Origin of the sequence: Rhizobium sp. YAF28 (assembly GCF_052113285.1) — a bacterium.
Lineage (GTDB): Bacteria > Pseudomonadota > Alphaproteobacteria > Rhizobiales > Rhizobiaceae > Rhizobium.
Window position 1 is genome coordinate 40,903 of record NZ_JBFRCX010000013.1, and the last position, 25,653, is coordinate 66,555.

The 25,653-nt window shown below is 60.0% G+C and carries 26 protein-coding genes and 1 pseudogene; 14 read left to right on the top strand and 13 right to left on the bottom strand.

What is annotated here, in order from left to right; translation table 11 throughout:
• The first annotated feature begins 9 nt into the window (after positions 1-9).
• The 4 genes from AB4Z13_RS26195 to AB4Z13_RS26210 are packed head-to-tail and all read left to right on the top strand — an operon-like array spanning position 10 to position 2,497.
• A complete protein-coding gene (locus AB4Z13_RS26195) occupies positions 10-153 on the top strand; it encodes a hypothetical protein (RefSeq protein WP_439018821.1) in 144 nt (47 codons plus the stop codon).
• Between the two features lie 13 nt (positions 154-166).
• Positions 167-1,429 carry a YcaO-like family protein gene (locus AB4Z13_RS26200; protein ID WP_442207199.1) on the top strand — a complete coding sequence of 421 codons (1,263 nt, stop codon included), beginning with the start codon at positions 167-169 and terminating at the stop codon, positions 1,427-1,429.
• Positions 1,426-2,172, top strand: a complete 747-nt coding sequence (locus AB4Z13_RS26205; RefSeq protein WP_442207200.1) for a TfuA-like protein — start codon at positions 1,426-1,428, stop codon at positions 2,170-2,172. Before AB4Z13_RS26200 ends, AB4Z13_RS26205 begins: the two co-directional genes overlap by 4 nt.
• 58 nt (positions 2,173-2,230) lie before the next feature.
• A complete protein-coding gene (locus tag AB4Z13_RS26210) occupies positions 2,231-2,497 on the top strand; it encodes a hypothetical protein (protein ID WP_007812121.1) in 267 nt (88 codons plus the stop codon).
• 46 nt (positions 2,498-2,543) lie between these two features.
• Here AB4Z13_RS26210 and AB4Z13_RS26215 read toward each other — a convergent pair whose 3' ends face one another.
• The 3 genes from AB4Z13_RS26215 to AB4Z13_RS26225 all read right to left on the bottom strand — a co-directional run bounded on the left by AB4Z13_RS26215 (position 2,544) and on the right by AB4Z13_RS26225 (position 4,858).
• Positions 2,544-2,951 carry a helix-turn-helix domain-containing protein gene (locus tag AB4Z13_RS26215; protein WP_113320281.1) on the bottom strand — a complete coding sequence of 136 codons (408 nt, stop codon included), beginning with the start codon at positions 2,949-2,951 and terminating at the stop codon, positions 2,544-2,546.
• Positions 2,952-3,170: 219 nt separating this feature from the next.
• A complete protein-coding gene (locus AB4Z13_RS26220; protein ID WP_442207201.1) occupies positions 3,171-3,995 on the bottom strand; it encodes an amidohydrolase family protein in 825 nt (274 codons plus the stop codon).
• Positions 3,996-4,072: 77 nt separating this feature from the next.
• The gene (locus AB4Z13_RS26225; RefSeq protein ID WP_113320279.1) at positions 4,073-4,858 is read right to left on the bottom strand and encodes an IclR family transcriptional regulator; all 786 of its coding nucleotides are present in this window, start codon (positions 4,856-4,858) and stop codon (positions 4,073-4,075) included.
• 368 nt (positions 4,859-5,226) lie between these two features.
• On the opposite strand from AB4Z13_RS26225, the gene AB4Z13_RS26230 reads away from it, so the two are divergent.
• The 8 genes from AB4Z13_RS26230 (at position 5,227) to AB4Z13_RS26265 (ending at position 14,917) form a co-directional block, all read left to right on the top strand.
• Positions 5,227-5,961: an SDR family oxidoreductase gene (locus tag AB4Z13_RS26230; RefSeq protein ID WP_113320278.1), complete on the top strand. Its 735-nt coding sequence runs from the start codon at positions 5,227-5,229 to the stop codon at positions 5,959-5,961.
• Between the two features lie 59 nt (positions 5,962-6,020).
• Positions 6,021-7,298 (top strand): L-fuconate dehydratase, encoded by a 1,278-nt coding sequence (locus AB4Z13_RS26235; protein WP_113320277.1) that lies wholly within the window; start codon positions 6,021-6,023, stop codon positions 7,296-7,298.
• Positions 7,299-8,048: 750 nt separating this feature from the next.
• A complete protein-coding gene (repA, locus tag AB4Z13_RS26240) occupies positions 8,049-9,269 on the top strand; it encodes a plasmid partitioning protein RepA (RefSeq protein ID WP_442207202.1) in 1,221 nt (406 codons plus the stop codon).
• 193 nt (positions 9,270-9,462) lie between these two features.
• Positions 9,463-10,455, top strand: coding sequence for a plasmid partitioning protein RepB (gene repB, locus AB4Z13_RS26245; RefSeq protein WP_442207203.1), 993 nt, complete (start codon positions 9,463-9,465; stop codon positions 10,453-10,455).
• 206 nt (positions 10,456-10,661) lie between these two features.
• Positions 10,662-11,873, top strand: a complete 1,212-nt coding sequence (repC, locus tag AB4Z13_RS26250; RefSeq protein WP_442207204.1) for a plasmid replication protein RepC — start codon at positions 10,662-10,664, stop codon at positions 11,871-11,873.
• Positions 11,874-11,907: 34 nt separating this feature from the next.
• The gene (locus tag AB4Z13_RS26255) at positions 11,908-12,174 is read left to right on the top strand and encodes a hypothetical protein (protein ID WP_442207205.1); all 267 of its coding nucleotides are present in this window, start codon (positions 11,908-11,910) and stop codon (positions 12,172-12,174) included.
• A 54-nt stretch (positions 12,175-12,228) separates the two neighbouring features.
• Complete coding sequence (locus tag AB4Z13_RS26260) at positions 12,229-12,810, top strand: sugar transferase (RefSeq protein WP_442207206.1); 582 nt, start codon at positions 12,229-12,231, stop codon at positions 12,808-12,810.
• A gap of 118 nt (positions 12,811-12,928) precedes the next feature.
• Positions 12,929-14,917: a polysaccharide biosynthesis protein gene (locus tag AB4Z13_RS26265; protein ID WP_442207207.1), complete on the top strand. Its 1,989-nt coding sequence runs from the start codon at positions 12,929-12,931 to the stop codon at positions 14,915-14,917.
• 315 nt (positions 14,918-15,232) lie between these two features.
• Here AB4Z13_RS26265 and AB4Z13_RS26270 read toward each other — a convergent pair whose 3' ends face one another.
• The 10 genes and pseudogenes from AB4Z13_RS26270 to AB4Z13_RS26315 form a co-directional block, all read right to left on the bottom strand.
• On the bottom strand, positions 15,233-16,210 hold the full coding sequence (locus AB4Z13_RS26270; RefSeq protein WP_442207208.1) for a L,D-transpeptidase family protein: 978 nt from the start codon (positions 16,208-16,210) through the stop codon (positions 15,233-15,235).
• Between the two features lie 149 nt (positions 16,211-16,359).
• Complete coding sequence (locus AB4Z13_RS26275) at positions 16,360-16,851, bottom strand: nuclear transport factor 2 family protein (protein ID WP_442207209.1); 492 nt, start codon at positions 16,849-16,851, stop codon at positions 16,360-16,362.
• A 265-nt stretch (positions 16,852-17,116) separates the two neighbouring features.
• A pseudogene (locus AB4Z13_RS26280) lies at positions 17,117-18,159 on the bottom strand (IS110 family transposase).
• A gap of 158 nt (positions 18,160-18,317) precedes the next feature.
• Positions 18,318-18,845, bottom strand: coding sequence for a nuclear transport factor 2 family protein (locus AB4Z13_RS26285; protein WP_442207210.1), 528 nt, complete (start codon positions 18,843-18,845; stop codon positions 18,318-18,320).
• Between the two features lie 37 nt (positions 18,846-18,882).
• Positions 18,883-19,842 (bottom strand): alpha/beta hydrolase, encoded by a 960-nt coding sequence (locus tag AB4Z13_RS26290; protein WP_442207211.1) that lies wholly within the window; start codon positions 19,840-19,842, stop codon positions 18,883-18,885.
• A gap of 113 nt (positions 19,843-19,955) precedes the next feature.
• On the bottom strand, positions 19,956-20,705 hold the full coding sequence (locus AB4Z13_RS26295) for a helix-turn-helix domain-containing protein (RefSeq protein ID WP_442207212.1): 750 nt from the start codon (positions 20,703-20,705) through the stop codon (positions 19,956-19,958).
• 266 nt (positions 20,706-20,971) lie between these two features.
• Positions 20,972-21,325 (bottom strand): hypothetical protein, encoded by a 354-nt coding sequence (locus AB4Z13_RS26300; RefSeq protein WP_442207213.1) that lies wholly within the window; start codon positions 21,323-21,325, stop codon positions 20,972-20,974.
• 270 nt (positions 21,326-21,595) lie between these two features.
• The gene (locus AB4Z13_RS26305) at positions 21,596-22,333 is read right to left on the bottom strand and encodes a dienelactone hydrolase family protein (RefSeq protein ID WP_113320267.1); all 738 of its coding nucleotides are present in this window, start codon (positions 22,331-22,333) and stop codon (positions 21,596-21,598) included.
• Positions 22,334-22,642: 309 nt separating this feature from the next.
• Complete coding sequence (locus AB4Z13_RS26310; protein WP_442207214.1) at positions 22,643-22,900, bottom strand: CrpP-related protein; 258 nt, start codon at positions 22,898-22,900, stop codon at positions 22,643-22,645.
• A 171-nt stretch (positions 22,901-23,071) separates the two neighbouring features.
• Positions 23,072-23,215, bottom strand: a complete 144-nt coding sequence (locus AB4Z13_RS26315) for a hypothetical protein (protein ID WP_442207215.1) — start codon at positions 23,213-23,215, stop codon at positions 23,072-23,074.
• 386 nt (positions 23,216-23,601) lie between these two features.
• Between AB4Z13_RS26315 and AB4Z13_RS26320 the strand changes: the two genes are divergently transcribed.
• Positions 23,602-24,528 carry a sterol desaturase family protein gene (locus tag AB4Z13_RS26320; RefSeq protein ID WP_442207216.1) on the top strand — a complete coding sequence of 309 codons (927 nt, stop codon included), beginning with the start codon at positions 23,602-23,604 and terminating at the stop codon, positions 24,526-24,528.
• A gap of 78 nt (positions 24,529-24,606) precedes the next feature.
• Positions 24,607-25,647 (top strand): substrate-binding domain-containing protein, encoded by a 1,041-nt coding sequence (locus AB4Z13_RS26325; RefSeq protein WP_442207217.1) that lies wholly within the window; start codon positions 24,607-24,609, stop codon positions 25,645-25,647.
• Positions 25,648-25,653 lie beyond the last annotated feature (6 nt).

The following is a 25,653-nucleotide window of genomic DNA, read 5'->3' on the forward strand; positions in this document are numbered from 1 at the left end:
AGAGAGATCATGAAAACCGTTGAAACCAACGCTGCAATCCAGGCCCCCACACTCCGTTTCTCTGCTGCTGCCAAGGCAGCCGTCAAGCAGGACCAGCTCAGCGTTTCGGCAAATGGCCTTGAAAGCCTGACGCATGCGCTGAGGTTCCGCTGAGGAATCGATCAGCATGTCTGCTTTGGCCGACCTTGAAACGCTTGCCGCTGACCTCAACAGATCATCGGCAGGCATCAACAGCTACCACGACCGGTCGATGACCCCGGCGCAGACCTTTGCGGCGATCAAGCCGCATCTGCGCGAGTTCGGCATCACCCGCGTCGGACTGCTGACCGGCCTTGACGTGCTGAACATTCCGGTTGCCTTCGCCACAAGGCCGAACAGCCACACGCTGTCAGTCTTCCAGGGCAAGGGCATCGACAAGGAAGCGGCGATGACCTCTGCCGCCATGGAGGCGATCGAGACCCGCATCGCCGAAATTGCACCTGCCGATCTGACGTTTTCCAACCTCGAGACCATGAGGGCCGAACGGGCCGCCATGATCGATCTCGACAGCGTGGCGCGCTGCGCGCCCGAGGAGATCGGCGATGGTCAAATCCCCTGGTGCTCCGGCTTCGATCTTCTTTCGGGCAGCACCACTTTCGTGCCGTGGTGGATGGTCGGCCTCGACCATCGCGGCGAACGCCCGCCGGGCTTCGAACAATCGAGTGATGGCCTGGCCTCGGGCAATACGCCGGCCGAAGCCGTGTTGCACGGGCTCTGCGAACTCGTCGAGCGCGATGCCTGGGCGCTGACCCAGCTCAAATCTCCTGAACAACTCAAGCAGAACCGCATCGATCCGCTCGCCTTCGGCGATGCCGTAATCGACGTCTTGGTCGATCGCATCCGCCAAGCCGGCATGCGCCTTCTGCTGATCGACATGACCACCGATATCGGTGTCCCGGCTTTTCTTGCCGTCATCATTCCCGGCAATCTCTCGGACCGCGTCGATGCTCGCTGGGCCCAGGTCTGCGGCGGTTGCGGCTGCCATCCTGATCCGGTGCGCGCAGCTCTTCGCGCCATTACCGAGGCAGCCCAGAGCCGGTTGACGGCGATTGCCGGCAGCCGCGACGATTTTTCACCGAAGATCTACCAGCGGATCGACCGCAGCGCCGGCATGCGCCAGGTCGTCGATCTCTGCAACAATGATGCGGCGCTAAAACCCTTCCCGATGCGCCCGCAGCGCCCGATGACGATCCAGGATACGGTCCGCCACATTTCCGGCCGGCTGAGGGCTGCCGGCATCGGCCAGATCATCGCCGTGCCACTGTCACACCCCACCCTTCCGGTTTCGATCGTGCGCGTCATCGTGCCAGGCCTCGAGGTCGATATCAGCGGCCAGTACATCCAGCTTGGCCTGCGCGCCGTCAACGTCATCAGGGAGGCCGCGGCATGAAGATCCTCTTCGTCGGTCCGAGCCTTGCAAGCGAGATTGCTGATGCCCGCAGAAAGCATCCCGATATCGATTTCCGCCCGCCTGCCGCCTGCGGTGACATTCTAAAAGCCGCGCAGGAGGGGGCGACAGCAATCGGTCTGATCGACGGCTATTTCGGCGATCTGCCGTCCGTCTGGCACAAGGAAATCCTCTTTGCCTTGGAAAAGGGCGTTGCCGTTGCCGGCGGTTCCAGCATGGGCGCGCTGCGCGCTGCCGAATGCGCCGCCTTCGGCATGGTCGGCATCGGCTCGATCTTCGACGATTACGAATCCGGCGAACTCATCGATGATGAGGCAGTGGCGCTCGTCCATGCACCGCAGGAGCTTGGCTGGCTGCCGCTTTCCGTTCCCTGGGTCGATTTCGAGCCGACGATCGAAGGTCTCTATGCGAAGGGTGAGATTACCGTCAGCGAACGCAAGAAGCTGCTGCTCGCTGGCCGCTTCCTGCATTTCTCGGAACGGACCTATGCCAAGGTGGTCGAAGAATCTCACTTTGCCCGCAAACCGCGGCGCGAGCAGATCCTCGCGGCGATCCGCGCCAATCGCGCCGAGCGCAAGCGCACCGACGCAAGGCTCGTGCTGGAATGGCTGCAAAAGGGAGAGTTTGCGTCAGCCAAGCGTGATTGGAGCTTTGCCGCGACCTCGCATTTCGAAGTGCTGCAGGCCGAAGTCACGCAGCAGACGCAGCCTGTAACGCTCGAATAACGGTTCCAAGCCCAAGGTAACCTGCGTGGGGATATGACTGTTGTCGAGGGCCAAAACAATGTTCGAAAAAAGGGACCAAGGTGCAGGCAGGGAATACGCAAGACTCTTCCGGCTGCTATCGGCAGCCAAGGACGAGGCTGAAAAACTTCAGCTGCGCAATCTCATGCACCTAACTAACATGGCGTTGCTACAGGTGGTCATCGATTGGGACGGCATCGATCCGGATAGGGAACTCGATGCGAACCTCGAAAAACTCGTCGGCAGCAAAGCTAAGATCGCAATGAAGGACGCTGGCGAAAATCTGATCGTGATCGATCGCCATTAGCCCTGATGCAGGGTGCGACTGAGCGCTAGAAAATCAGGCCGACGCGTTATTCGGCAGCGTCGACTTCAGTCTGCTCGGTGCTGGCAATCGCCTGGACGAGCTTTAGGATTTTCTTGCGAAGCTGCTCGTTCTTGATAGAGAAAAAGGCAGCGTTGAGCTGGACGCCTTCACGCGAAATGATGAATTCTTCGCTTGGAGCGGGATTATCGTTTGCGTTGGCGGCGGGCGCCGTCAGGTCGTCGAAGAAGGTCCTGACATCGACGCTGAGCGCGCCGGCGATTTCGACGAGCATGCTGGCAGAGACGCGGTTGGAGCCCTTTTCGTATTTTTGTATTTGCTGGAAGGTCACGCCAACACGATCGCCCAACTCCGTCTGAGAAACCTTTCTCAGCAGGCGCTGTATACGGATCGTCTTGCCGACGTGAACGTCTACGGAATGCGGTTCTTCTTTCATCTGATATTCCCTCCTGCGAAAACCGGGCCGACAACTTACACGGCCGGTAACAACAACTTTTAGCCGAGTTAGTTCAACCTAGCAATTGCTTGGATGTAGTTTAGGCTGGGCCAAAACATCGCGCCAACCGAGAGCCCCTCCGGATTGCACGTGGCGACAGATCACTTCAAGCGGGAATCCGGCAGAATTGAACCCTAAAAGGGCGGAGCTGAGTGAAACTCAGAGCATCCACAGACGCTGTGCATTGCCGTGAAGGAGCCTCGAACGCTCCGTTTCCGCGGTGCCTGACAGCACTGCCTGGGTGGCCGCGACCCAGGTGGAAAGGCCGTTCGCCAGCGTGCAGACAGGCCAGTCGCTGCCCCAGACCACACGATCCCAGCCGAAGCTCGATATGACATGCTCGATATAAGGCCGCAGGTTTTCCGCCGTCCAGCTTGCCGGATCGGCATTAGTGACGATACCGGAAATCTTGGCGACGACATTTGGCCGGCGGGCGATTTCGGCAATGCCGCGGCTCCAGGGCTCGAAGGCTTTCGACTTAATATCCGGATTGCCACAATGATCGAGGATGAACTGCACATCGGGGGCGGCATCGGCGAGCGCAACCACCCTGCCAACCTGATGCGGCAGCGTGCAGAGGTCGAAGGTCAGGCCGGTGCCTGAGAGCCTTCTGATGTTCTCGCGGAAGAGCACACCTTCCGAGACATCGTCAGGCACCACATGCAGCACGCGGCGAAAGCCCTTGACGAAGGGATCGGCTTTCTGGCGCTCCAGATAGTCGGCGAAACAGTCTTCTTCCGGCCGGCAGGAGACGACCGCGCCAGCGACCAGATCGCCGAGGCGGCTGATATAATCGGTCTCGGCCTGCATGATGACCGGATCGACATCCACCTCCATGTGCAACACCTTGGTAATGCCGCAGCGTTTGGCTTCGCTCGCATAGGTCTCGTAGAGAAAATCGCGGTCGAGGGCCGGCACATCGGCAAGCCAGGGATAATTCAGCGCCGACCGGTCGATGACGTGCAGATGGGTATCGATAAACACGCTCTTCTCCTCCAAAGAGTGGTTGGCAGAACCTATCGTTGGTGAATGAATTATTCAAATTGAAATTCTGCTGGATCTTAACCCGGCAGGGAAATCGTTGCGCCGGCGAGCGCCGAAAGCTCAGCCGCCGTCTTCTGCACCATGCCGATCGCCTGGCTGATATCGGGCGCTGCCGGCGCATTTACCAGCGCGATATAGGGGCAGGTCAGCGCGGCAATACCGCGCCCATCAGGCCCCAGGACCGGTGCCGAGAGATTATAGACGCCGGCCGTCTGGGCGCTTGCCATGATTTCATAGCCGCGCTCGCGGATTTGGTTCAGCCGCTCGTAAAATTCCGGGCCGAGATCGGCGTCTTTGCGGGTGCGCACATGTTCCGAGATCATCATCGCGCGCTCTTCGTCGCTGCGGAAGGCAAGCAGCACATGGCCGGAGCCGGTGTCGAAAAGGCTGATATGGGAACCGACGCGGATCGACAGGCCCCAATAGTCCGGCGCCTCCTGCTGGGCGATGACGACGGCAGCGCCCCGGTCGAATACGGCAAGATGGTTTGCCTGGCGCGAGCGCTGGGCGAGATCGCGCATCAGCGGCGTCGCATAGGAGGCAAGGCGGCGCACCGGCGCATGCAGCTGCGCCAGGCCAAAAAGCTTCAAGGTCAGAGAATAACGGTCGCCATCGAGCCGCGTCACGTAACCGCGCCTCACGAGACGGTCGAGCATTCGATAGAATTCGTTCGGGCTGCGCTCCAGCCGCTTGGCGATTTCCGCCTGCGTCAGGCCGCTGTCGACGCTGGCCAGAAGTTCGAGAATATCAAGACCCTTGTCGAGCGCCGGAGCGCGATAGCGATCTGACTCGTCGGTCTCCATTCTTCCCCCCTGTGAATATCATTCTGCATATACGCAGACGGGCAGACGGAAAAGAAAAAGTTCGCGCTTGACCATGAGGCTATCGTCTGTTTGTCTATAAACAGACAAATTAAAAGTGAGGACATTTTTCGGCATATTCTCACGCCGAACGATCGCAATCCCCGGAAAGGCTCGCCAAGGCGAGACAAAAATAAGATAACGGGAGAGGGAGGAAGGCCATGCAATGCGTGGACATCGTGATTGCCTGCACAAAGATGGCAGCGCCTTGCAAGGCACGTGGCCGAACGCGGCCTTCATCCCGACTGATCCTTTTGAGATAGATTTAGTACCACGCCAGCGCGCGCAAAAATCCCCAAAGAGGCCATGACATGACAAGCAATCTTTCCGGCAAGACCGTTCTCATCACCGCAGCCGGTCAAGGCATCGGCCGCGCCTCCGCGCTTGCCTTCGCCGCTGCCGGCGCCAGGGTGCATGCCACCGACATCAATACCGACGCGCTGGCGACCCTTGCGGCGGAGAGCAAGATTTCCACCCGCAAGCTCAATGTGCTCGAAGACGAGGCGGTCAAGGCGCTGGTGGCCGAAATTGGCGCCGTCGATGTGCTCTTCAATTGCGCCGGTACCGTCCATAACGGCTCCGTGCTCGACATGAAGGATACCGATCTGGAATTTGCCTTCGATCTCAACGTCAAGGCGATGATCCGCACCATCCGCGCGGTGCTGCCGGGCATGCTGGAGCGCAAGGATGGCGCGATCATCAACATGTCCTCGGTCGCCTCGAGCATCAAAGGCGTGCCGAACCGTTTTGCCTACGGTGTGACCAAGGCAGCCGTGATCGGGCTTACCAAGTCGGTCGCTGCCGACTACGTGACGCAGGGCGTGCGCTGCAACTGCATCTGCCCCGGCACCGTGGAAAGCCCTTCGCTGCAGGACCGCATGCGCGCACAGGGCGACTATGACACGGCGCGCGCCGCCTTCATCGCCCGCCAGCCGATGGGCCGCCTCGGCACGCCGGAGGAGATCGCCGATCTCGCCGTCTACCTCGCCGGTGCGACCTACACTTCCGGCCAGGCCTACGCCATCGACGGCGGCTGGACGATCTGAGCTTTTGCATGGCCGGCTTCTTCCAAGGAAGGATACCGGCCCCTCAACGGGAAGACATCATGACCCGCATCACCGACCTCCGTGTTTTCGACCTTCGCTTTCCGACTTCGCAAAGCCTCGATGGTTCCGATGCGATGAACCCGGATCCGGATTATTCCGCTGCCTATGTGATCCTGGAAACCGACAAGCACGGGCTGGCCGGCCACGGCCTGACCTTTACCATCGGCCGCGGCAACGACATCTGCTGCGCGGCGATCGAGGCTATGCGGCATCTCGTCGTCGGCACCGAACTTTCAGAGGTGCTGGCCCATCCCGGCAAATATTGGCGGCATTTGACCAGCGACAGCCAGCTGCGATGGATCGGTCCTGAAAAGGGCGCGATCCATCTGGCGACCGGCGCGATCGTCAATGCCGTCTGGGATCTGCTTGCCAAGGAGGCCGGCAAGCCGGTCTGGCGCCTCGTTGCAGACATGCCTGCCGAAGAGATCGCCGATATCGTCGATTACCGCTACCTCACCGACGTGCTGACGCGCGATGAGGCGATCGCCATCCTGAGACAGGCCGAAGCCGGCAAGGCCGAGCGCATCGCCACGCTCGAAAAGGAAGGCTATCCCTGCTACACGACCTCGGCCGGCTGGCTCGGCTACGAGGACGAGAAACTGCGCCGGCTCTGCCAGGAAGCGATCGATGCCGGCTTCAACCACATCAAGATGAAGGTCGGCCGCGACCTTGAGGACGATATCCGCCGCCTCAGGATCGCCCGCGAGGTGATCGGCCCGGACCGTTACCTGATGATCGACGCCAACCAGGTCTGGGAGGTCGGCCAGGCGATCGACTGGGTCAACCAACTCTCTTTCGCCAAACCCTTCTTCATCGAAGAGCCGACGAGCCCCGACGATGTTGCCGGCCACCGCAAGATCCGCCAGGGCATAACACCGGTAAAGGTCGCGACCGGCGAGATGTGCCAGAACCGCATCATGTTCAAACAGTTCATCGCCGAAGGCGCGATCGATATCGTCCAGATCGACTCCTGCCGCATGGGCGGGCTGAACGAGGTGCTGGCCGTCCTGCTGGTCGCCGCCAAATTCGGCCTGCCGGTCTGGCCCCATGCGGGCGGTGTCGGGCTCTGCGAATATGTCCAGCACCTGTCGATGATCGATTATGTGGCGGTGTCGGGCACCAAGGATGGCCGTGTCATCGAATATGTCGACCACCTGCATGAACATTTCCTCGATCCCTGTATCATCAAGGACGCTGCCTATATGCCGCCAACCCGGCCAGGCTTCTCGATTGAAATGAAACCGGCCTCGATTGCCGGCTACACATTCCGCGGCTAGTGCAGGCGGCCTCGATACGAGGATGGCTTCCCCGGCTCTCTGCTGGGGATAGAAGCATGCCAATCATTGCAGAAACGTCCCGGATGCTTTATAAGAAGAGTATATGGAGATGGGCTCGAAAGAGCCACCTTCGCGAGCTTCGGACAGCCTGTATGGTGCGTTTTTAACTCGCTGTTTTTTCTCACATTTTTCAGCGATACGGAATCTATTTCGCAGATCGATTCCGTCACACCCCTGTTCGATTTTGGGACATCCTGTCGTCGAAAACGGCGTCAGGCAGCCTTTCGCTTGTATTCACTTTCCAGGCGGACGTTGGCGCGCGATCTCGTCTTCCGGGTGTCGAACACACAAGCGCGCCTTCCGTCTTCGTCAACGCTCAGGGGATCGCGGGAACAGGGCAGCCTCGCCCTTCGTCATCAGATCCTTTGCCGGCAAAGATTAGGAATCGATAATAACTGATTCTTCTCAATGGGATGCGCCACGGGCCGACCGCGGGATCAAAACATCAGCTTAGCCGCATCGATGGAAAAAATGATGTAAGGATGGCACAGCATTACAAGCCGAGTGTGATTTCTGTTAACTGGCGGAGATATCAAGGGAAATTGTAATCCTTCTGTCGTAAACTCATGAACGTGACCGCTGCCGCTAAAACCCTGTTCTGCTGGAGTAGCTTGCCAGAATCGCTGCGATCGGTAATCGTCACGGATAAACAGCCGTTTCTGGTGTTTTTCCGTGATGAAAGATTAGAGCGTGAGCAAGCCACAAAGGACTTCTCGGACCCTTCAGCGTAGCGTCGATGAGACGATCGGTGCCCATGCGTCGACGATCAGTTCGCAGTTGCAGGCGATCAGCGAAGCCCTGTTTCCCCCGACCGCCAGCAAGACGCTGCGCCGCTTCACATCCGGCGAGGCGGCCAAGCTGATCGGGGTCTCGGATTCGACCTTGCGAAAGATGACGCTTGCCGGCGAAGGCCCGCAGCCCGATGTCGGCACCAACGGCCGGCGCCTCTATTCCTTGCGCCAGCTCAATGAGCTGCGTGCCCTGCTTGCAGCCTCTGCGCGTGGACGCGAGGCGTATGACTTCCTGCCGCGCCGCAGGGAGAACGAACATCTCCAGGTCATCGCCGTCACCAATTTCAAGGGCGGATCGGGCAAGACCACGACATCGGTGCATCTTGCGCAATATCTTGCGCTGCAAGGCTACCGCGTGCTCGCCCTCGATCTCGACCCGCAGGCCAGCATGTCCGCCATGCTCGGCGTCATGCCCGAGACCGATGTCCGTTCCAACGAGACACTCTATGCGGCGATCCGTTACGATGAGGAGCGACGCCCCCTCTCCGAGGTCGTGCGCAATACCTATTTCGACGGCCTGGATCTCATTCCCGGCAATCTCGAACTCATGGAATTCGAGCATACGACGCCGCGCGCGCTTATGCGCGGCTCCCGGGATGGCGAAGGCGTGTTCTTCATGCGCGTCGCCAAGGCGCTCGACGATGTTGCCGAGAACTACGACGTCGTTGTCCTCGATTGCCCGCCGCAGCTCGGTTACCTGACCTTGAGCGGCCTTTGCGCAGCAACCTCGATGATCGTCACCGTGCATCCGCAGATGCTGGACGTGGCCTCCATGAGCCAGTTCCTGCTGATGACGCATGACCTTCTCTCCGTCGTGCGCGAAGCAGGCGGCGAGCTCAATTACGATTTCATTCGATATCTGCTCACCCGCTACGAGCCGCAGGATGCGCCGCAGACGAAGGTCGCGGCCCTCTTGCGCAATCTGTTCGACGATCACGTCATGATCAATGCGATGGTGAAATCGGCAGCGGTCTCCGATGCCGGCCTCACCAAGCAGACGCTTTACGAGATCGGCCGCGAGAACCTGACACGCTCGACCTATGACCGGGCCATGGAAGCCCTCGATGCTGTCAATGGCGAGGTCGAGACGCTGATCCGGCAAGCATGGGGGCGCACATGACGTTCTGCCCGACCGACGCCGATCTATCAGGTTTCAGCGGTACACCCGATCTGTTGGGAGCTCCCAACAGAGGTTGCCACCGTCTGAGCGCCTGGCAAAAGTCCCTCCATCTGTCGGTAGCCCACAAGCGTGTTGGGAGCTCCCAACTGCGCTCTTCCGGCTTACGAGCTCTTGACTGGAAAGGAGAGAATTGATGAGCCGACGCGATACCGTCAATTCGATCTTTATGCGCAAGGCTGATACGCCGGCGCCTTCCGCTGGCGTCGAGAAGAACCCAGACCGCGTGCGCACCGGCGCCGTCTCAGCCATGGGTGCATCGCTGCAGGAAATGACGGAAGCTGCGCGTACCGCTGGCCGGCTGCAGGCGCAGATTTCCTCCGGGTTCTCCGTTCTTGAAATCGACCCGGCGGATATTTCCAATTCCTCGATCAGCGACCGTATCCCGGTCGAGCGCGATGTCGATTTCGATGCACTGGTAACGAGCATTGCTGAACACGGCCAGAAGGTACCGATCCTGGTGCGTCCCGACCCTGAAATGGAAGGGCACTACCAGATTGCCTATGGCCGTCGCCGTCTGCGTGCCGCGGCAAAGCTTGGGCTCAAGGTCAAGGCGATCGTTCAGAGCTTGAGCGACAACGAACTGGTGATTGCCCAGGGCAAGGAAAATCTCGACCGGCAGGATCTCTCCTTCATTGAGAAGGCGCTGTTTGCCCATCGTCTGGAAGAAGCAGGCTACCCGCGTGATGTCATTATAGCAGCACTCTCGACCGACAAGGCCGATCTCAGCCGTTACCTCTCGGTCGCCCGTGGCGTACCGCAGACAGTGATCCTTGCGATCGGGCCGGCACCGAAGGCAGGCCGCGCCCGATGGCTGGCACTTGTCGATGCTGTCTCTTCCTCACCGATGAAGGTCGAGGCGATCATTGAGGACGATGCCTTTGCCGATCTAGACAGTGATCAGCGCTTGCAGCGTGTGCTGTCGAAAATTGCGGCCCGCGACGGTAAGAAGGTGGCGGGCGATATCTGGAAAACACGGCAAGGACAGAAGGCGGCGCAAATCGAGCGCTCCGGCAACAAGACGCGCATCACTTTCGATGAGCGCATGGTGCCTGAATTTGCCGATTATCTCACCACCCGGCTGGATGAGCTCTTCGACGAGTTCGGCGCCGTCAGGTCACAACGATAACTGTTGGCGGGTTAAGCCGCTGACGAGGATTTGACTGTTAGGAAAAGGAGCCAATAGGCAAAGAAAAAGGCCCCCGAACAAACATCCGGAAGCCCTCTTCTCTCGTTTAGCACCTAGAGAATCGCACTTCCCGGAATCGCTGTCAAGGTTTTTGAACGCCGTTTTGGCGGGCGCCGATGATTTGCCTTTGTATAAGGTGAACCACGATGGATACGGGATTTGTGACGACGCCTTTCGGGCGGCGGCCGATGTCGCTTGCCTTGATGAGAGGTCAGCTTCAGGCCGAATCAGTTAAACCAGATAAGTCCGTGGACAAGTGGAAGGTGTTTCGCGACGTCTGCGAAGCACGACCGCTGCTCGACATTTCTGATCGCACACTCGCTGTGCTGAACGCCCTTCTCTCCTTCTATCCCGAGAACCGTCTCTCCGGGGAGGCGAGCATGGTTGTCTTTCCATCCAACCGGCAGCTGATAGTACGGGCGCACGGCATTGCAGTCACCACGCTGCGCCGGCATCTGGCGGCTCTAGTCGACGCCGGGCTGATCATTCGCAAGGACAGTGCCAACGGAAAACGTTTTGCCCGCCGCAAGACCTCCGGTGAGCTGGAGGATGCCTATGGCTTCAGCCTGGCGCCGCTTCTTGCCCGCAGCGAGGAACTGGCTGCCATGGCTCAAAAGATCGAAGCCGACCGGATAGCACTCCGGCGAGCGCGCGAGCGACTGACGATTTGCCGCCGCGATGTCCGCAAACTGATCGATGCCGCAATCGGGGACGCCGTTCCCGGCAATTGGGACGAGATCGAGGCTGCCTATGCCCGTCACCTCGCATGCCTGCCCCGCAATCCCAAAGCTTCCGATCTGGACAGCGTGCGGCTGAAGTTCGAAGAACTACGCACCGACATCGTCAATCTGTTGACGAACTTCGATAATTTCAAAAAAACGACCGCCAGTGTGGTCCAAAATGAACCGCACATACAGAATTCAGATATAGACTCTCTCGAATTAGAATCTGCACCGGTGGTGCAAGTGGAAACGCTACCGATTGCATCCGGGACGGTTCGGCTGGACGGATCCCAGAAGATATTCCCCCTCGCCCTCATCCTGCAGGCCTGCCCGCAAATGAGCGATTATGCCCAGGGAGGATCGATCAGGGGCTGGCGAGATCTTGTGACCACTGCCGTTACCGTCCGGTCCATGCTGGGGATCACCCCAGAGACCTATCAGGCGGCTTGCGAAAGCCTTGGCCGGGAAAATGCCGCTGTCGTTATCGCCTGCATGCTGGAACGGGCCACCCATATCAACTCACCAGGCGGCTATCTGCGTGACCTGACCCGTAAGGGAGCGCGAGGAGAGTTCTCGCTTGGTCCGATGCTGATGGCGCTGGCACGGCAGAACAGTCCGGTTGCGCGAAAGGCTTGAACACTTTTCGAATAACGGGACGACAACTGACCCCGTGACTGCTCGTTCGCGCGGGACGGCTGCTAAAAAGATTGCAAGGTCTAGTTTTGGCGCTGTCATTGGGACGATTGAAAGACGCATCGTTTTTCAGATGAAGAACAAGGTGTCGGAAATGAAGGCGGAATTAACTTCCGCAAAAGAAGAAGAGGCAAATATTCTCAATGGCATGGCTGACAAATTGTTTTGGAAAACGGTGGTGGAATTACCGGAAATACCTGAGAAACAACGCATAAAGCGCCCCGAGGCCGGAAAGGGTCGTTGACGTGAATTGGCTGAAGATTATAGGGCAAGTCAGGCCATCGCAGGCCAGAAGAGTATGGGAAAAGCGAGGACGGACTTGAAGCGGGCAGTGGACCTTTTCCTGGCTCTGGTGGCATCCCTGATCCTGATCGTTCCGATCGGGGTCGTGGCGCTTTGCGTGCGCCTGACCTCTCCGGGACCGGCACTGTACTGGTCGAACCGGGTGGGGCGCCGCAACGAGATCTTCCGGATGCCGAAATTCCGCAGCATGCGGATCGACACACCGACGGTCCCCACGCATCTTCTCGACGATCCCTCCCGCTATTTGACACCGATCGGCGGTTTCCTGCGAAAGTCGAGCCTCGATGAACTGCCGCAGCTCTGGTGTATCCTGAAGGGCGACATGAGCTTCGTCGGCCCGCGTCCAGCGCTCTATAATCAGGACGATCTGATTGCGCTGCGTACGGCCGAAGGCGTCGATGCGCTGCTGCCAGGGCTGACAGGCTGGGCGCAGGTAAACGGGCGCGACGAGCTGCCGATCCCGGAAAAGGTAAAGTTCGACGTTGATTATCTGCAGCGCCGCTCCTTCTTCATGGATATGCGCATTCTGGCAATGACTGTCGCCAAGGTATTGGGCAGCAAGGGCATAACCCATTGAGGTTACGACTTAAGGTTATAAACAGATTGCATGCGCGACCCTCGATTATTTTGGTTGCGCTTGAAATCGAAAAGGACAAGAAGAAGTCAGGCTGGAATGATGGGTGGGCAGTATAGACATGCATTATGATCCCTCAAACGACGGATCAAAGACCGGCCGGTCCTGGATGTCGATGCAGACGCTAGTCGGCCCGCTCTTGGCGATGCCGCGTCTGGCCAAGCGCATTCTTGCACTGATCGTCGATTCCAGCCTCTGTGTCGTCACCATCTGGCTTGCCTATTGTTTCCGCCTGAATGAGTGGACGATCCTGACGGGCGTGCAATGGCTCGCGGTTCTCGTGTCGCTGTGTCTTGCGCTGCCGATCTTCGTCGTCATGGGCATGTATCGGGCGATCTTCCGTTATGCCGGCATTGCCGCTTTCCTGGCGGTGCTGAAGGCGATCGCGATCTATGGCGTTGCCTTCGCGACGATCTTCACTGCACTCAGCGTTCCCGGCATTCCGCGCACCGTCGGCATTCTGCAGCCCTTGCTTCTGTTGATCGCAATCGGCCTTTCGCGCCTCGGCATCCGCTACTGGCTCGGCGATACCTATCAGCGCATCCTGCACCAGGGTGCGATGGCAAAGGTGCTGATCTATGGCGCGGGCAGTTCCGGCCGGCAGCTTGCGGCTGCACTGACGAATAGTGCCGAGCTCAACGCCGTCGGTTATCTCGACGACGATCCGAAGCTCAAGGGCGGCATCATGGGCGGCCTGCCGATCTATGATCCCTCCGACCTGACCGAGCTCGTCCAGACGCTGAATGTTCACAACGTGCTTTTGGCGCTGCCCTCGGTAACGCGCCAGCGCCGCAACGAGATCCTCGAACAGATCCGCAAGGCGCGGGTGAATGTGCGAACGCTGCCGGATCTGACCGCCCTTGCACAGGGCCGCATTGCCGTTTCCGATATCCGCGAACTCGAAATCGAGGATCTGCTTGGACGCGAGGCCGTGGCGCCACGCCAGGAGCTTCTCGACAAGGCGACACTTGGCAAGGTGGTGATGGTGACGGGCGCCGGCGGCTCGATCGGCAGCGAACTCTGCCGCCAGATCCTGCGTTGCGGTCCGACGCAACTGATCCTCGTCGATCAGAACGAATACGCCCTTTATGCGATCCATGGCGAGTTGTTGAAGCTTTCGGAGCTTTATGAACAGAAGGTACAGATCGTGCCGATCCTCTGTTCGGTGCGCGATCGCGACCGCATGGAACATATCATCATGAGCTGGCGCCCGCAGACGCTCTATCATGCCGCCGCCTACAAGCATGTGCCGCTCGTCGAGCAGAATGCCGTGGAAGGCATCAAGAACAATGTGATGGGCACGCTGATTACCGCACAGGCGGCCGAAAAATACGGAGTCTCCAATTTCGTGCTGATCAGCACCGACAAGGCGGTTCGCCCGACCAATGTGATGGGCGCCAGCAAGCGGCTTGCCGAAATGGTGCTGCAGGCGCTATCGGCCGAAAAGCTGGCCGGCACGCACACCAATTTCTCCATGGTCCGCTTCGGTAATGTGCTCGGTTCCTCCGGTTCCGTCGTACCGCTGTTTCGCCAGCAGATCAGAGATGGCGGCCCGGTGACGCTGACACATCCCGACATCACCCGTTACTTCATGACGATCTCGGAGGCTTCGCAGCTCGTCATTCAGGCAGGCGCCATGGCCGATGGCGGCGACGTTCTCCTGCTTGACATGGGTGAGCCGGTTCGCATTGCCGATCTCGCCCGCCGGATGATCGATCTCTCCGGCCTGTCGGTTCGTAGCGACGACAATCCCGAAGGCGATATAGAGCTTTCGGTCACGGGTCTGCGCCCCGGCGAAAAGCTCTATGAGGAATTGTTGATCGGCGACAATCCCGAGACGACGCAGCATCCGCGCATCATGAAGGCGCGCGAGGATTTTCTCTCCTGGCCGGAGCTTTCCAAGCGCTTGAAGGTTCTGGATGCAGTCCTCGACCGCAACGACATACCCGCCGCTCGCCTAATGCTCGCTGAACTCGTCTCCGGCTATGCCTCGACCGGCGAGGTGACGGATCTGGCGCTGAGCGCTGCCGAGGCCACCTCGGCCGCGTGATCAAAGCACGGCTTGCGCGAGCGGGCCGTCAACGGGGGAGCCGACCGACACCTTCGACTGCGAGGCCACTGCCGTATTCTTCGCCAAGCTGCAGAATGGCATGTCGCTCCTTGCCCGTGACGGCGGTGGAGAGGCGGCGGTGACGACCGTCGCTCGCAGCGGAAGTCCTGCAAAAGGAATGACCCGCGATCATCGCCGCGGTTGAGCTTTTGCATCCGCTCTCTGTACCAACGCAAGCGATACCACCGAACAGACATGCGCAGATCAAGGATCCTGTCGAAGTGGTCGTCCACGCGCCGTTCCGCATAAGATCGCTCAATCGACGAAGTCGACGACGACGCCGGGCTTCACCATGCTGGCAAGTTCCTCGACATCCCAGTTGGTCAGCCGCACGCAGCCGTGCGAACCAGCCTTGTCGATCAGCGAAGGCTCCGGCGATCCATGAATGCCGTAGGTCGGCTCGGAAAGGTCTATCCACACCGTCCCGACCGGGTTGTTGGGTCCGCTCGGCAATTCTAGCAGTTTCTTGTTATGGCCCTGCTGAAAATTTACTTTGGGATTATAGACGTATTTGGGATTACGAGCGACACCGTTTACCTTGTGCCGGCCCGCAGGCGAGGGGTTGTCGTCGCTGCCGATCGTTGCCGGGTAGACCGCCAGAACAGATCCGTCTTCGCCAAAGGCCAGCACCTCGCCGCTTTTCCTGCGGGCCTCGATACGCTTGGCCTTCCCCTTTCTCGGCGTACCGATGACCGCAATGGAAATCGTTTCGCCGGGGGCGAATTGGACCCCAGGGTTCAATGCTTTCAGTAGGTCGATATCCATATGAAAGCGCTCGGACAGCCGCTCGGCGACGCTTGTGTAGCCGAGATGTGTCATCTTCGCTTGCTTTGCGTAGTCCTTCGGAATGTTCTCGACGAGATCAGCGGCATCATCCGGTGCAATGACGTATGGACCGATAACCTTCCGATCGTCCTGAAGGCGAGAGAGCATCTCCAGGTCGGGCCTTCCGTCGACCGTGAGTCGTTGCATGATCTCGAAGCCGGCAATCGCCTTGACGACGTTTTCACCGTAGAAGCCGTCGATCACCCCGGGCGATGCGCCGGCGCGATCCAGCAGCACCTGCAGATGAATGATGGCTGGATCCGGCGTCGTTGCTCTTTCACTCGGAGGGGCCGAGGAGATAGCATCAATCGACGCGTCATTGATGTTTTGAGCCGCAAGCGGCTGGGCGTTCCCGACACCGTGGATTGAAAGCGATATGAAGCCGCAAACTAGCATGGATCTGATCATGCTGTTTAAATCACGGAGGATAAAATGGTTCCCTCAGGACTTTTGCCGCACAGGTTCTTTTTGATCCGCAAAGGGCAGGCCGAGCGTGGCGGACCGCGCCGCAGTCCGCTCGACGGCATGACCGTGGGTAAGCCTGCCCTTTGCCCGTCTCACTCCACCAGCCTCTCCGGCAGCGGCTTCAGCGGATACGCTTGCCAGAAGAAGATGTCGGCGGCGGCCTGGTCGAAGGCGAAGTTGCGGGCTTCTCGGATCTTGCCGTCCTCAATGCGGAAGGCGAGCACCCAGATCGTATCGACATTGGCCGCGCCTTCGCGGTTGGACCAGCCCCGATGCATGTCGACCACCCAGTTCTCGTCGGCCATGAGCGCTATGAGTTCGGCGCGGAAGCCGGACTTGCCGAGTTCGCGGAAGAAGGCGGCGACTTCGTTCCTGCCGCGTTTGGTGCCGGCAAGTGGATGATGGCCGGGAATGTGCCATTCGATATCATCGGCAAAGAATCCGGCGACACGGTTCATGTCGCCGCTCGCATAGGCGGCGTAATAATCGGCAACCACCTGCTTGTTCTCATCGGGACTGGCGGCCATGGACGCGCCCGCGGTAAACAGCGCGAGCGAGATGGTGAGAGCCTGTGAAATACGCATGTCGATCTCCAATGAAAGAACACAAGGGGGCAAAACACCAGCATTTGCGGGATTTTCCTTGGGTTCATTTGTTATTTGACCGGCATTTTCGCCGATCGGCTAAACGTCTATCTTCCGCAGGACAAAGATGTCCTTCGGTTCTCGAACCATGCTCCAATTCGTGATCCTGATGCCTCGGCTTCGGTCACAGAGTGGCGTTCGGCTCCCGGTTTCCCATTCTCCTTGAAGAGCGCAGCCCAGTCCTGCCGGGCTCGCTAGAACGACATCAGGACAACCGGGATATCGTCGACGCGCCTTCCGTGGTGCTGGTGCCGCGCGGCTCGTAGGCGCGCTGGTCACGCAGGATCTGGAAGGGGATCGTCAAAAGCTTGCGCGCGATGGCCACACGCGCCTTGTTTACTCCTCTGATCTTCAAGTGCTCGTATTGGGCGCGAAGCTGCGCATCTGTAGCGATGGCGGGCGTAACCGCCTGTTGCCCTGCTTGATGATCTTGCCGTGGAAGGTCTTGCCGCCGCTCGAATAGGTCGACGGTACAAGCCCGGCATAGGCGGCAAGCTTCTTCGGGTTGCGAAAGCGGGATATATCGTCAATCTCCGCGTCGATCAGCCGGGCGAAGAACTCGCCGATTCCGGGGATCGTCTTCAACACCTTCACATGGGCATTGGCCTTGGTCATCGCCCGGATCGTTGCTTCCGACTGCTTGATGCGCACGTCAATGTCGCCGATGAAGTCGAGGCCACGGTCGATCTGGATGCGGTCGATTTCCGCGACGTTGACCTGCGCCAGCTGGACGCGACCGGCCTTGCCGAACAGATCGCCGAGCTTCTTGAGTTGGGCTGTCTGCTCGGGATAGCGGTCAAACACTGTGACGATGCGGTTCTTCGTCATCGTGCGCAGCCGGACGTAAAACATCCGCTCGCGCAGCGCGACGCGAAGCTCTCTTGCGCGTTCGCCGGGTGCCCAAGCCTCCGGCACCAAGTCGGCTCGAAGCAGATGCGCCAGCACCGTCGCATCGATCTTGTCGGTCTTGAGCTTGGCGTCGGCGATCGCCTTGACCTTCAACGGGTGGGCGAGAACGACATCATCGCAAATGTCGTCGAGCCAGTCGTACATCACCATCCAGTTGCGCGTCGCTTCGACAACCGCATGCGAGTTCTCGCGGTACCGCTCTAGAAACCCACCGAGCGACTGGCGATCGTTCTTCACGCGGCCGGATCGCAGCGTCTTGCCACTGCTATCCTGCACCACAAGGTGGCTATAGGATTTGTGGTAATCCACGCCGATATGGTAATTATAAGAGGCAGTCATGCTTCCAACTCCCTTGTTGAGATCTGCGAAACCCCAACAGGATAAGCCGAAAGGCTGGAAGTGTGACTGTCCCTCGATCATCACCTGCATCTCAGTGATCCGTTCTCTCAACGGGCGCGGCCTCTTTCATGCCACCTCCTTGGGTCGAGAGGGATTGCTCAGCGGGACGCCTTGGCACGCTCCGCGGCACGGTTCACCAGGCTGCGGTCGCCGGTCTCATGCGTCGGCGTCATCACTAGCCGCGTGACCTTCCAGGCGCCGTCGCGCTTAGTGAGCTCGTACCGATAGTGGCCCATCAGCGACCAGCTATCGGCATCAATGCGATGAACGGCCTGGAAATCGGCCTCGGCTAATGCCGCCCTATCGCCCGCCGCGACGATCGCATGATTGGCGACAAGATGCAGCGTCCGGTCGAAGCCCGGCAGGAAGCCCGACCATTGGGCAACGATCTCGTCGGCGCTCTGGCTTGTCGCTTGCCCGCCCCAGAGGCCGGTATAATCGAGCGTAACCTGATCGGCGAAAGCCCCGCGCACACGGCTCCACTGGTGCCGATCGGCGCCGGCGGCGATGTCGGTGATCGTGTCGATGATGGCCATGCGGTCGTCGATGCCGATCGGCTCGGCGCCCGCTATATCCGGGCAGGCAAAGGGGGCGCAGATCGCCGCCATCAGGGTCAGGCGTTTCATCGGTCTCTCCTTGAATGGCGGGCTGGGGACGGTCGGGTCAGGGCTTGTTGAAGCGCCGGAAATGCTGGGCCGCGGCATCGGCAGCACGCGAGACATCCTCCGGATTGTCGTAGAAATCGAACTGGCTGACACTGTCGAGCCAGAGCTCTGAGTCGTCACTCGTCAGTAGCGAGAAAAAGGCATGGGCGCCCTGCGGCACGGCGGCCGCCTCCGAATGAACGATCAGCAGCGGCTTGTCGAGGCGGCTGGCGAGCGCGACGGAATCATAGGTCAACCACGGCTCCCAGGAGGCGAGGTTGAACTTGTTGTCATATTCGCGGATCAGCCCGCGGCCGGTCTCGGTGTAATAGGGGATCTGGTACATGAGCGCCGTCTCGTCCGTCAAGCTGGCGGCCGTGATGAGCTGCGGCGTGCCGTTCCGTTCGGCCTCTTCGGCCCTGCGTGACAGCGCGATCAGCCTGTCGACGCCATCCTTGCCGCCATAGACCTGCTCGACGATGCCGCCATTGTGCAGCCAGGGGGCGACCAGCGACACGCTCCGGAAATGGGCGTTCCCGGTCGCAGCCGCCGCCATATAGCCGGCCGATGCACAAATGCCGAGACCGGCGATCCTGGACGCATCGATCTCCGGCAGGCTGGCCAGGTAGTCGGCGGCGGCCGAAATATCTTCGGTCTTGGCGGTCGGGTCTTCCTTGAAGCGGATATTCCCGCCCGATTGTCCCCAGCCGCGGAAATCGAAGGCGAGCGCCACGAAGCCGCGCTCGGCCATCTCGCGGGCATAGAGGCCCGACATCTGCTCCTTGATCGACGTCCAGGCACCGGTGACCAGCACGCCGGGGCGCTTCTCTCCGGGTCGGGAATCGTTTGGCAGGTAGAGCGTGGCGGCGAGTGTCGTCCCCTCGTTCTCGAAGGAGACCTGCCGCGTCTGAATATCGGCGGCAAAGGCGTTCGCGCTCATCAGTGCCGCACCGATCGTCAAAAGAGCAAGGCGTCTCATCGCAAATCCTCCACCCGCTCCTCATTGCGGTCGAAGGGAATTTGGCAGGGATGAGCGCCGGCAGCTGGAGCCATTCTTGGCGATGGGTGGGTATTTCTTGCGCTTTGTGGCTGTCAGTCCATGCGGAAGGCGGCTGGTGTGGTGCCGACATGGCGCCGGAAATGCCGGCCGAAGCGGGAGACGTCGTCGTATCCAACGCGGGCTGCGACCTCCGCGACTGGTAGCCGCGTCGTCTTCAGGAGGATCTTTGCACGCTCCATCCGTTTGTGGATGACATATTGGTAAGGCGATATGCCGAAAGCCTTGCGAAAAGCGCGCACGAAATGAAAGCGGCTAATCGCGGCCGCAGAAGCGATCTCGTCCAGCGACAGATCTTCGGCGATATTGTCATGGATATAGCTGACGGCGCGCTGCAGGCGCCGGTCATCGATCGTTGCCGCCCCATCCGTGCGCGGCGACAGCAGATGCGCAAGATGGGCGGCAAGCGCGAGCTCCATCGTCTCGCGATAGAGCGATGCCGGTTCCGCGGCCGTCGAGACCGCCTGGCGCGCCAACTCTGCGAGCAGCGGATCGATGCGGCCGACAACCGGGCCCACATCCTGTGCCCGGTCGAAGCCAACATCGACAAGCAATGGATCGGTCAGTTCGAGCTTCAGATAGGAGAGGGCCGCATCATATTCGCAGATGCCGGATGTACCTGCCGGCAGGATCCAACCGTCGCCCGCGGCAAGCGGAATGGGCTTTCGCCTGTCTGATCCGACGGCGATGCGGTGGCCCGGCTGATCGGTGAGGAAGAGGCCGACAGCCATGCGTGGCAAGACGAATGCACCACCGCCGGGCGGCACATCAAAGCTTTCGGCCATCAGTCGCTTTTGCGCTGTGCGCGCCCGCAATCCGCTCATCGAGTTGATGTTAGGCCGGACAGCGTGAAATTCAATCGGATGACGGTCCGTTCCCGGCTTCGTCAGAAGTCTGAGCGTGAAAATCGGCGCCGCCTCGTGCTGGATATAAACGTGGGGACAAAGTTATGGCCATTATAAGATGTGAGCTCTAATGCCCGGCATAGAATTTGTCCGTAAGCCCTCGGTCGGGAAACCGGCCGAGGGCGTTTCATATTGGCCGCCAGCCCCTATCGGAGCGCCGGGCAGCCGCGGACATTGGCAAAGCTGATCTCGCCGGGACCTCGCCGTGTCCAGCCCTGAACGATCACACGCCGCGGCGTGACGTCGACGACGCGAGCGCGGCGGAAGCCGAAATCACGTGCCTTGTCCTCTGCCCATCGCGGATCGCAGCCACCGCGCGGCGGACGACCCCAACCGGGCGGCGGCGCGGGAGGCCTGCCCCAATCCCTGTCAGGTTCAAAACGGGGCGGCGGGCCTCTGTCGTAACCCTCGTAATATTGCGCAGACGCGATGCTCGACGTGGAGGCTACAGTGCCAAGGGCAAGCAGAATGCCGATGGCAGATTTCGTGAAGTTTATCATCAATCCAATTCTCGTTTGGGGCACACGCCTGCGGAGGGTAGGGCACATCGTGGCAAACTGATGGCCAAGCGTGCTGTCGCCACGCGGTGAGATAATTCGCTGTGCAAGCCCAATGGGCTAATGTCGCCTTCCTGCTTCAGTGCAACGGCGTGCCGTTCTGTAGGGCACCGCAGATGGCGGGCATGATCGAGCTATCACGTCAGCAAAGTTATAGCAGGTCGCAGTGTTCGCAGACCCCGCCGAGGCCGGGCGAGGTCGCATTCGCTGATCTCAGCTCAGCGTTTCTGCAAAAAGTTCGAGCAGGCGCTTCCAGTGCCGCTCAGAACCCTTTTCGCTGTAGGTCTCGCCGCGATCGGGAACGGTCCAGCCATGCGACATGCCGATATAGTTCTCGATGATGTGGTCGACGCCGCCCGTGCGGAGCGCCTCGGCAAGCCGCGCGGACTGTTCGGGCGGGAAGCTGCCATCGACGCCTGCAATGCCGACATAGACGCGCGCCTTGATATCGCCGGCGAGGCGATGCGGACTGTCGGGCGCCTCGCTTGCCAGATTGCCGCCGTGGAAACTTGCAGCTGCCGCGATCCTGTCGGCATAAGTGGCCGCTGCCGTCAGCGCCCGGCCGCCGCCCATGCAATAACCGACGGCGCCGACCGGACCGGAAACGCCTTCGGCTTCGAGCATGTCAAGGAAGGCTTGGCTGTCCCTCTTCGTCATCTCCTGCGTCGTTTCGCGGATCATCTTCATGATCTCGGCGCGCGAGGTCTCGTTGCCGAAGGAGGTGCCGTCGAAGGGGCCGTAGGAGCCGAACCGGTAGAAGAGATCGGGCAGCAGCACGATATAGCCGGCATTCGCCAGACGCTCGCCCATGATGTCGGTTGCGTCGCGCGGTCCGAGTGCATCCATATAGTAGAGAATGCCGGGCAGAACCTTGTCCTCGCTGCCGTCAGGGCGGAAAAGTGACGCCTTGGCAACGCCGTCTGCCGTGGTGATTTCAATATCGCGTTTCATCGACCAATCCCTTTGATTTTATTGCTGGCAGCCGCAAAGCCGCCGCCGCCAATCTGGCAAAGGCGGGCAACAGTCTCAAGACACGAATGCGTGGCGGAATCCTCGTTCCCTTATAACTGAGGGGGCGTATCCGGCCCTCAAGCTCACAGGGATTTCGTGGTCAAGCGGATCGCCCAGCCTATCAGGCTTCCATCAAGCCAACCTACGCTCAGACCGATGATTTTGAACACTTGAGTGAAGTTCGATGCTGCGCGGCTATGATGCTGAGAAGAGAGCGAACACGTCGTTGGCGCACGACCCGCAATACTATTACGCGCCGAACGCAGGCCGTTTGGAAAACGAAATCAGTTCCTTGACATGAGTGGCAATCCGCCCTTCACGGCTGGCGTGTTCTGCTTCCCAACCGAATTTCCACGCGTCATGTCGCGCGAGCCAATCGCCGAGGGCGCTGGTGTCACCAATGGGTATCCTGTGAGCTTCTAGATACGGGTTCTCGTGCGCCTTCAATCCGAGCACTCGAGCTCGTGAACCCGCTTCCTGCAAATCGATCAGCTCTTCAATAGTCATACGCAACCCTCATCGATGCGATGAGGCTAACATCATCGGCCGCTAACGCAAGTGATTGCTAATTAATGGGTTAATCCGCAAAGATTTGGCTGGACGGCAATCTGATCGAATAAGCAAGCCAGCGCTGATAGGCTTGCACGCCATCAGCATTCGTTGCGCCCCGGGCGGTTATCAAAGCCGGTTTTGCGGGGGCAGGGGATCGATGTCCGATGAAGTAATCCAGCCCCGTCCGTCATAGGCCAGTTCACCGTCCATGAACTTGCGGTCAGCAATACCCTCGAAGAGGTCTAGCCTCTCGATAAGCCCCTGGATCATATCACCGGCGTCTCCTGAAGGCTAGGGAGCGATGGTTAATCAAAGGTTAACATCAATCAATTTGGCAATCGGTTGATCCCCCACCTCAAATTGACGTAGCGCAAGCCTTGGAAGTCTATGTTCGCACTCGGAGTGACAAGGCTGCAAAAAATACTGCCAATCTGGTGACGACTGATGCGATTGCCGAATATCCAGATCTGTTGAGCTCTGCCGGATCTTCCACGCAGCCATGCAGAACTCGGGCGTGCATTCCGCTGCGATCAATGGCATGAGTGGCGGGAACACCGGGCCGGGGCGTTACCGGATCGATCCGTGCAGCGAGGGCGGCGCGCGATCAAGGGAGGAATTGGGTAACGCGCTTGAGGCCGGCGAGCTCCTGAGGGGACATGACATTGACGTCGAAAGCTGCCGCAGCCGCAAGGTACATTCTGGCCTATCTGTCTTGGCCACTGGTGTTTTTCTCCGGCCTGACGGGCGCCCATTTCGCCTTCGCCGGCGATCGGCCGATGGTCGCTTTTTCGGCCGTTTATGCGGGCGAGGTCCTGCTTCTCTTCCTGCTCGAACGCACCATTCCCTATGAGCAGCGCTGGCTCGAGGCGGATGGCGAAACGGCCAACGATATCGCCCACACGGTCCTGACCAAGGGCCTGGTGCAGCTGGCAGCACTCTCGGCAGCGATCTTTCCGATGCTCGCCGCCGGCCTGCTGCAGCCGCTCGCCGCCATGCAGTTCAGTCTCTGGCCCTCATCGTGGCCGATGATCTTCCAGGCGGCCCTCGCCGTCATCATCGCCGAGTTCGGCCTCTACTGGGCGCACCGCATCGCCCATGAACGGCTGTTCTTCTGGCGCTTCCATGCGCTGCACCACAGCGTCACCCGCCTCTGGGTCATCAATACCGGCCGTTTCCACGTCATCGATTCCCTGTTCAAGATAGCGTTGAGCCAGATCCCGCTCTACCTGCTCGGCGCCCCGCTGCCGGTCTTCTGGTGGCTCGGCGCCGTCACGGCCTTCATCGGCATTCTGACCCATTGCAACGTCGACATGCGGACGGGCCTTGTCGATTTCGTCTTCTCGACGCCCCGACTTCACCGCTGGCACCATTCGAAGGATCTGCGCGAAGGTAATACCAATTACGGTGAGAATGTCGTGCTGTTCGACCAGCTGTTCGGCACCTATTTCAATCCCGACCGCCCATCCTCGACCGATATTGGCATCAAGGGCCAGATCGCCCCCGGCTTCGTCAGCCAACTGGCGCAGCCCTTCACCAAGGATGGCGTGCGCCAGATCCTCGGCCGTCAGCCCAAACGCGGCTGAGAAACGGTCTTTGCCGTCATCATTTCATGACAATCCGCCCGTAAGAGCCTGCCAAACCTCGACGGAGACGGAGCGGCGATGACGACGTTGAAACAGGTTGCGCTGAGGGCCGGATGTTCGATGGCGACGGCAAGCCGCGTGCTGAACCTCAGCGGTCCCGTCAGCCAGGCGGCGACACTTCGCGTGCGCCGTGCTGCAGCCGAAGTCGGCTATCGTGCGGCCGCACCGTCTGCCCGCAGCGGCCGCCGGCCCGTTATCGGCGTGCTGGTGCCAAGCGTGACCAATCCGGTTTTCGCTTCGTCCCTCTCGGGCATCCAGAACCGCATGCTGATTGCCGGCCACAGCGTTCTCATCGCCCAGTCGAATTACGATCCCGATCAGGAGGCCAACGCCGTGGCAGGGCTTCTCGGTGAGCGGCCGACCGGGCTGATCCTGACGGTCTGCAATGGTGAGACAAGCCCGGCATTGGCGCAGGACCTGCCGCCGACAGTACTGCTTGGCAGCTCTCCAACGGCCCGATATCCTGCTGCCGTCACCGTCAACAATTATGCGGCTGGCTGCCGGCTGACCGAACATCTCTTATCCATGGGCCACCGGCGCATCCTCTATGTCTCGGGCAGCTTCAGGGGTTCAGACCGTGCGCTTTTGCGCTACCGCGGCTATCTGCAGACGATGGAGGCAGCGGGCGTGGCCCCGCTCGAAGCCCTAGAGGTGCCCTTCGTCATCGGCTACGACCAAATGGATCTCGGCCAGGTATTGCGGACATTTGCCCCGACCGCCATCATCGGCTCGAACGATCTGATCGCGCTTGGCGTCATCGGCGCCATCCATCGCGAGGGCTTGCGTGTTCCCGACGATATCTCGGTCGCCGGCTTCGACGGCATCGCCATCGGCAAGCTCATCAATCCGACGCTGACCTCGATCGAAATGCCCGATCTCAGCATGGGCGCGACGGCAGCGTCGTTGCTGCTCGATATCGTCGAGAATGATGCGCCATTGAGACACCTGGAATTGTCGCATGCCTTGCGCCCAGGCGGCACGGTGCGAAACCTCCAAAACGAAGAAACCGCCGCACCCCGTGGATGCGGCGGTTCCGGATCGAGACCGCGGGCGGCTTGAGCCGCG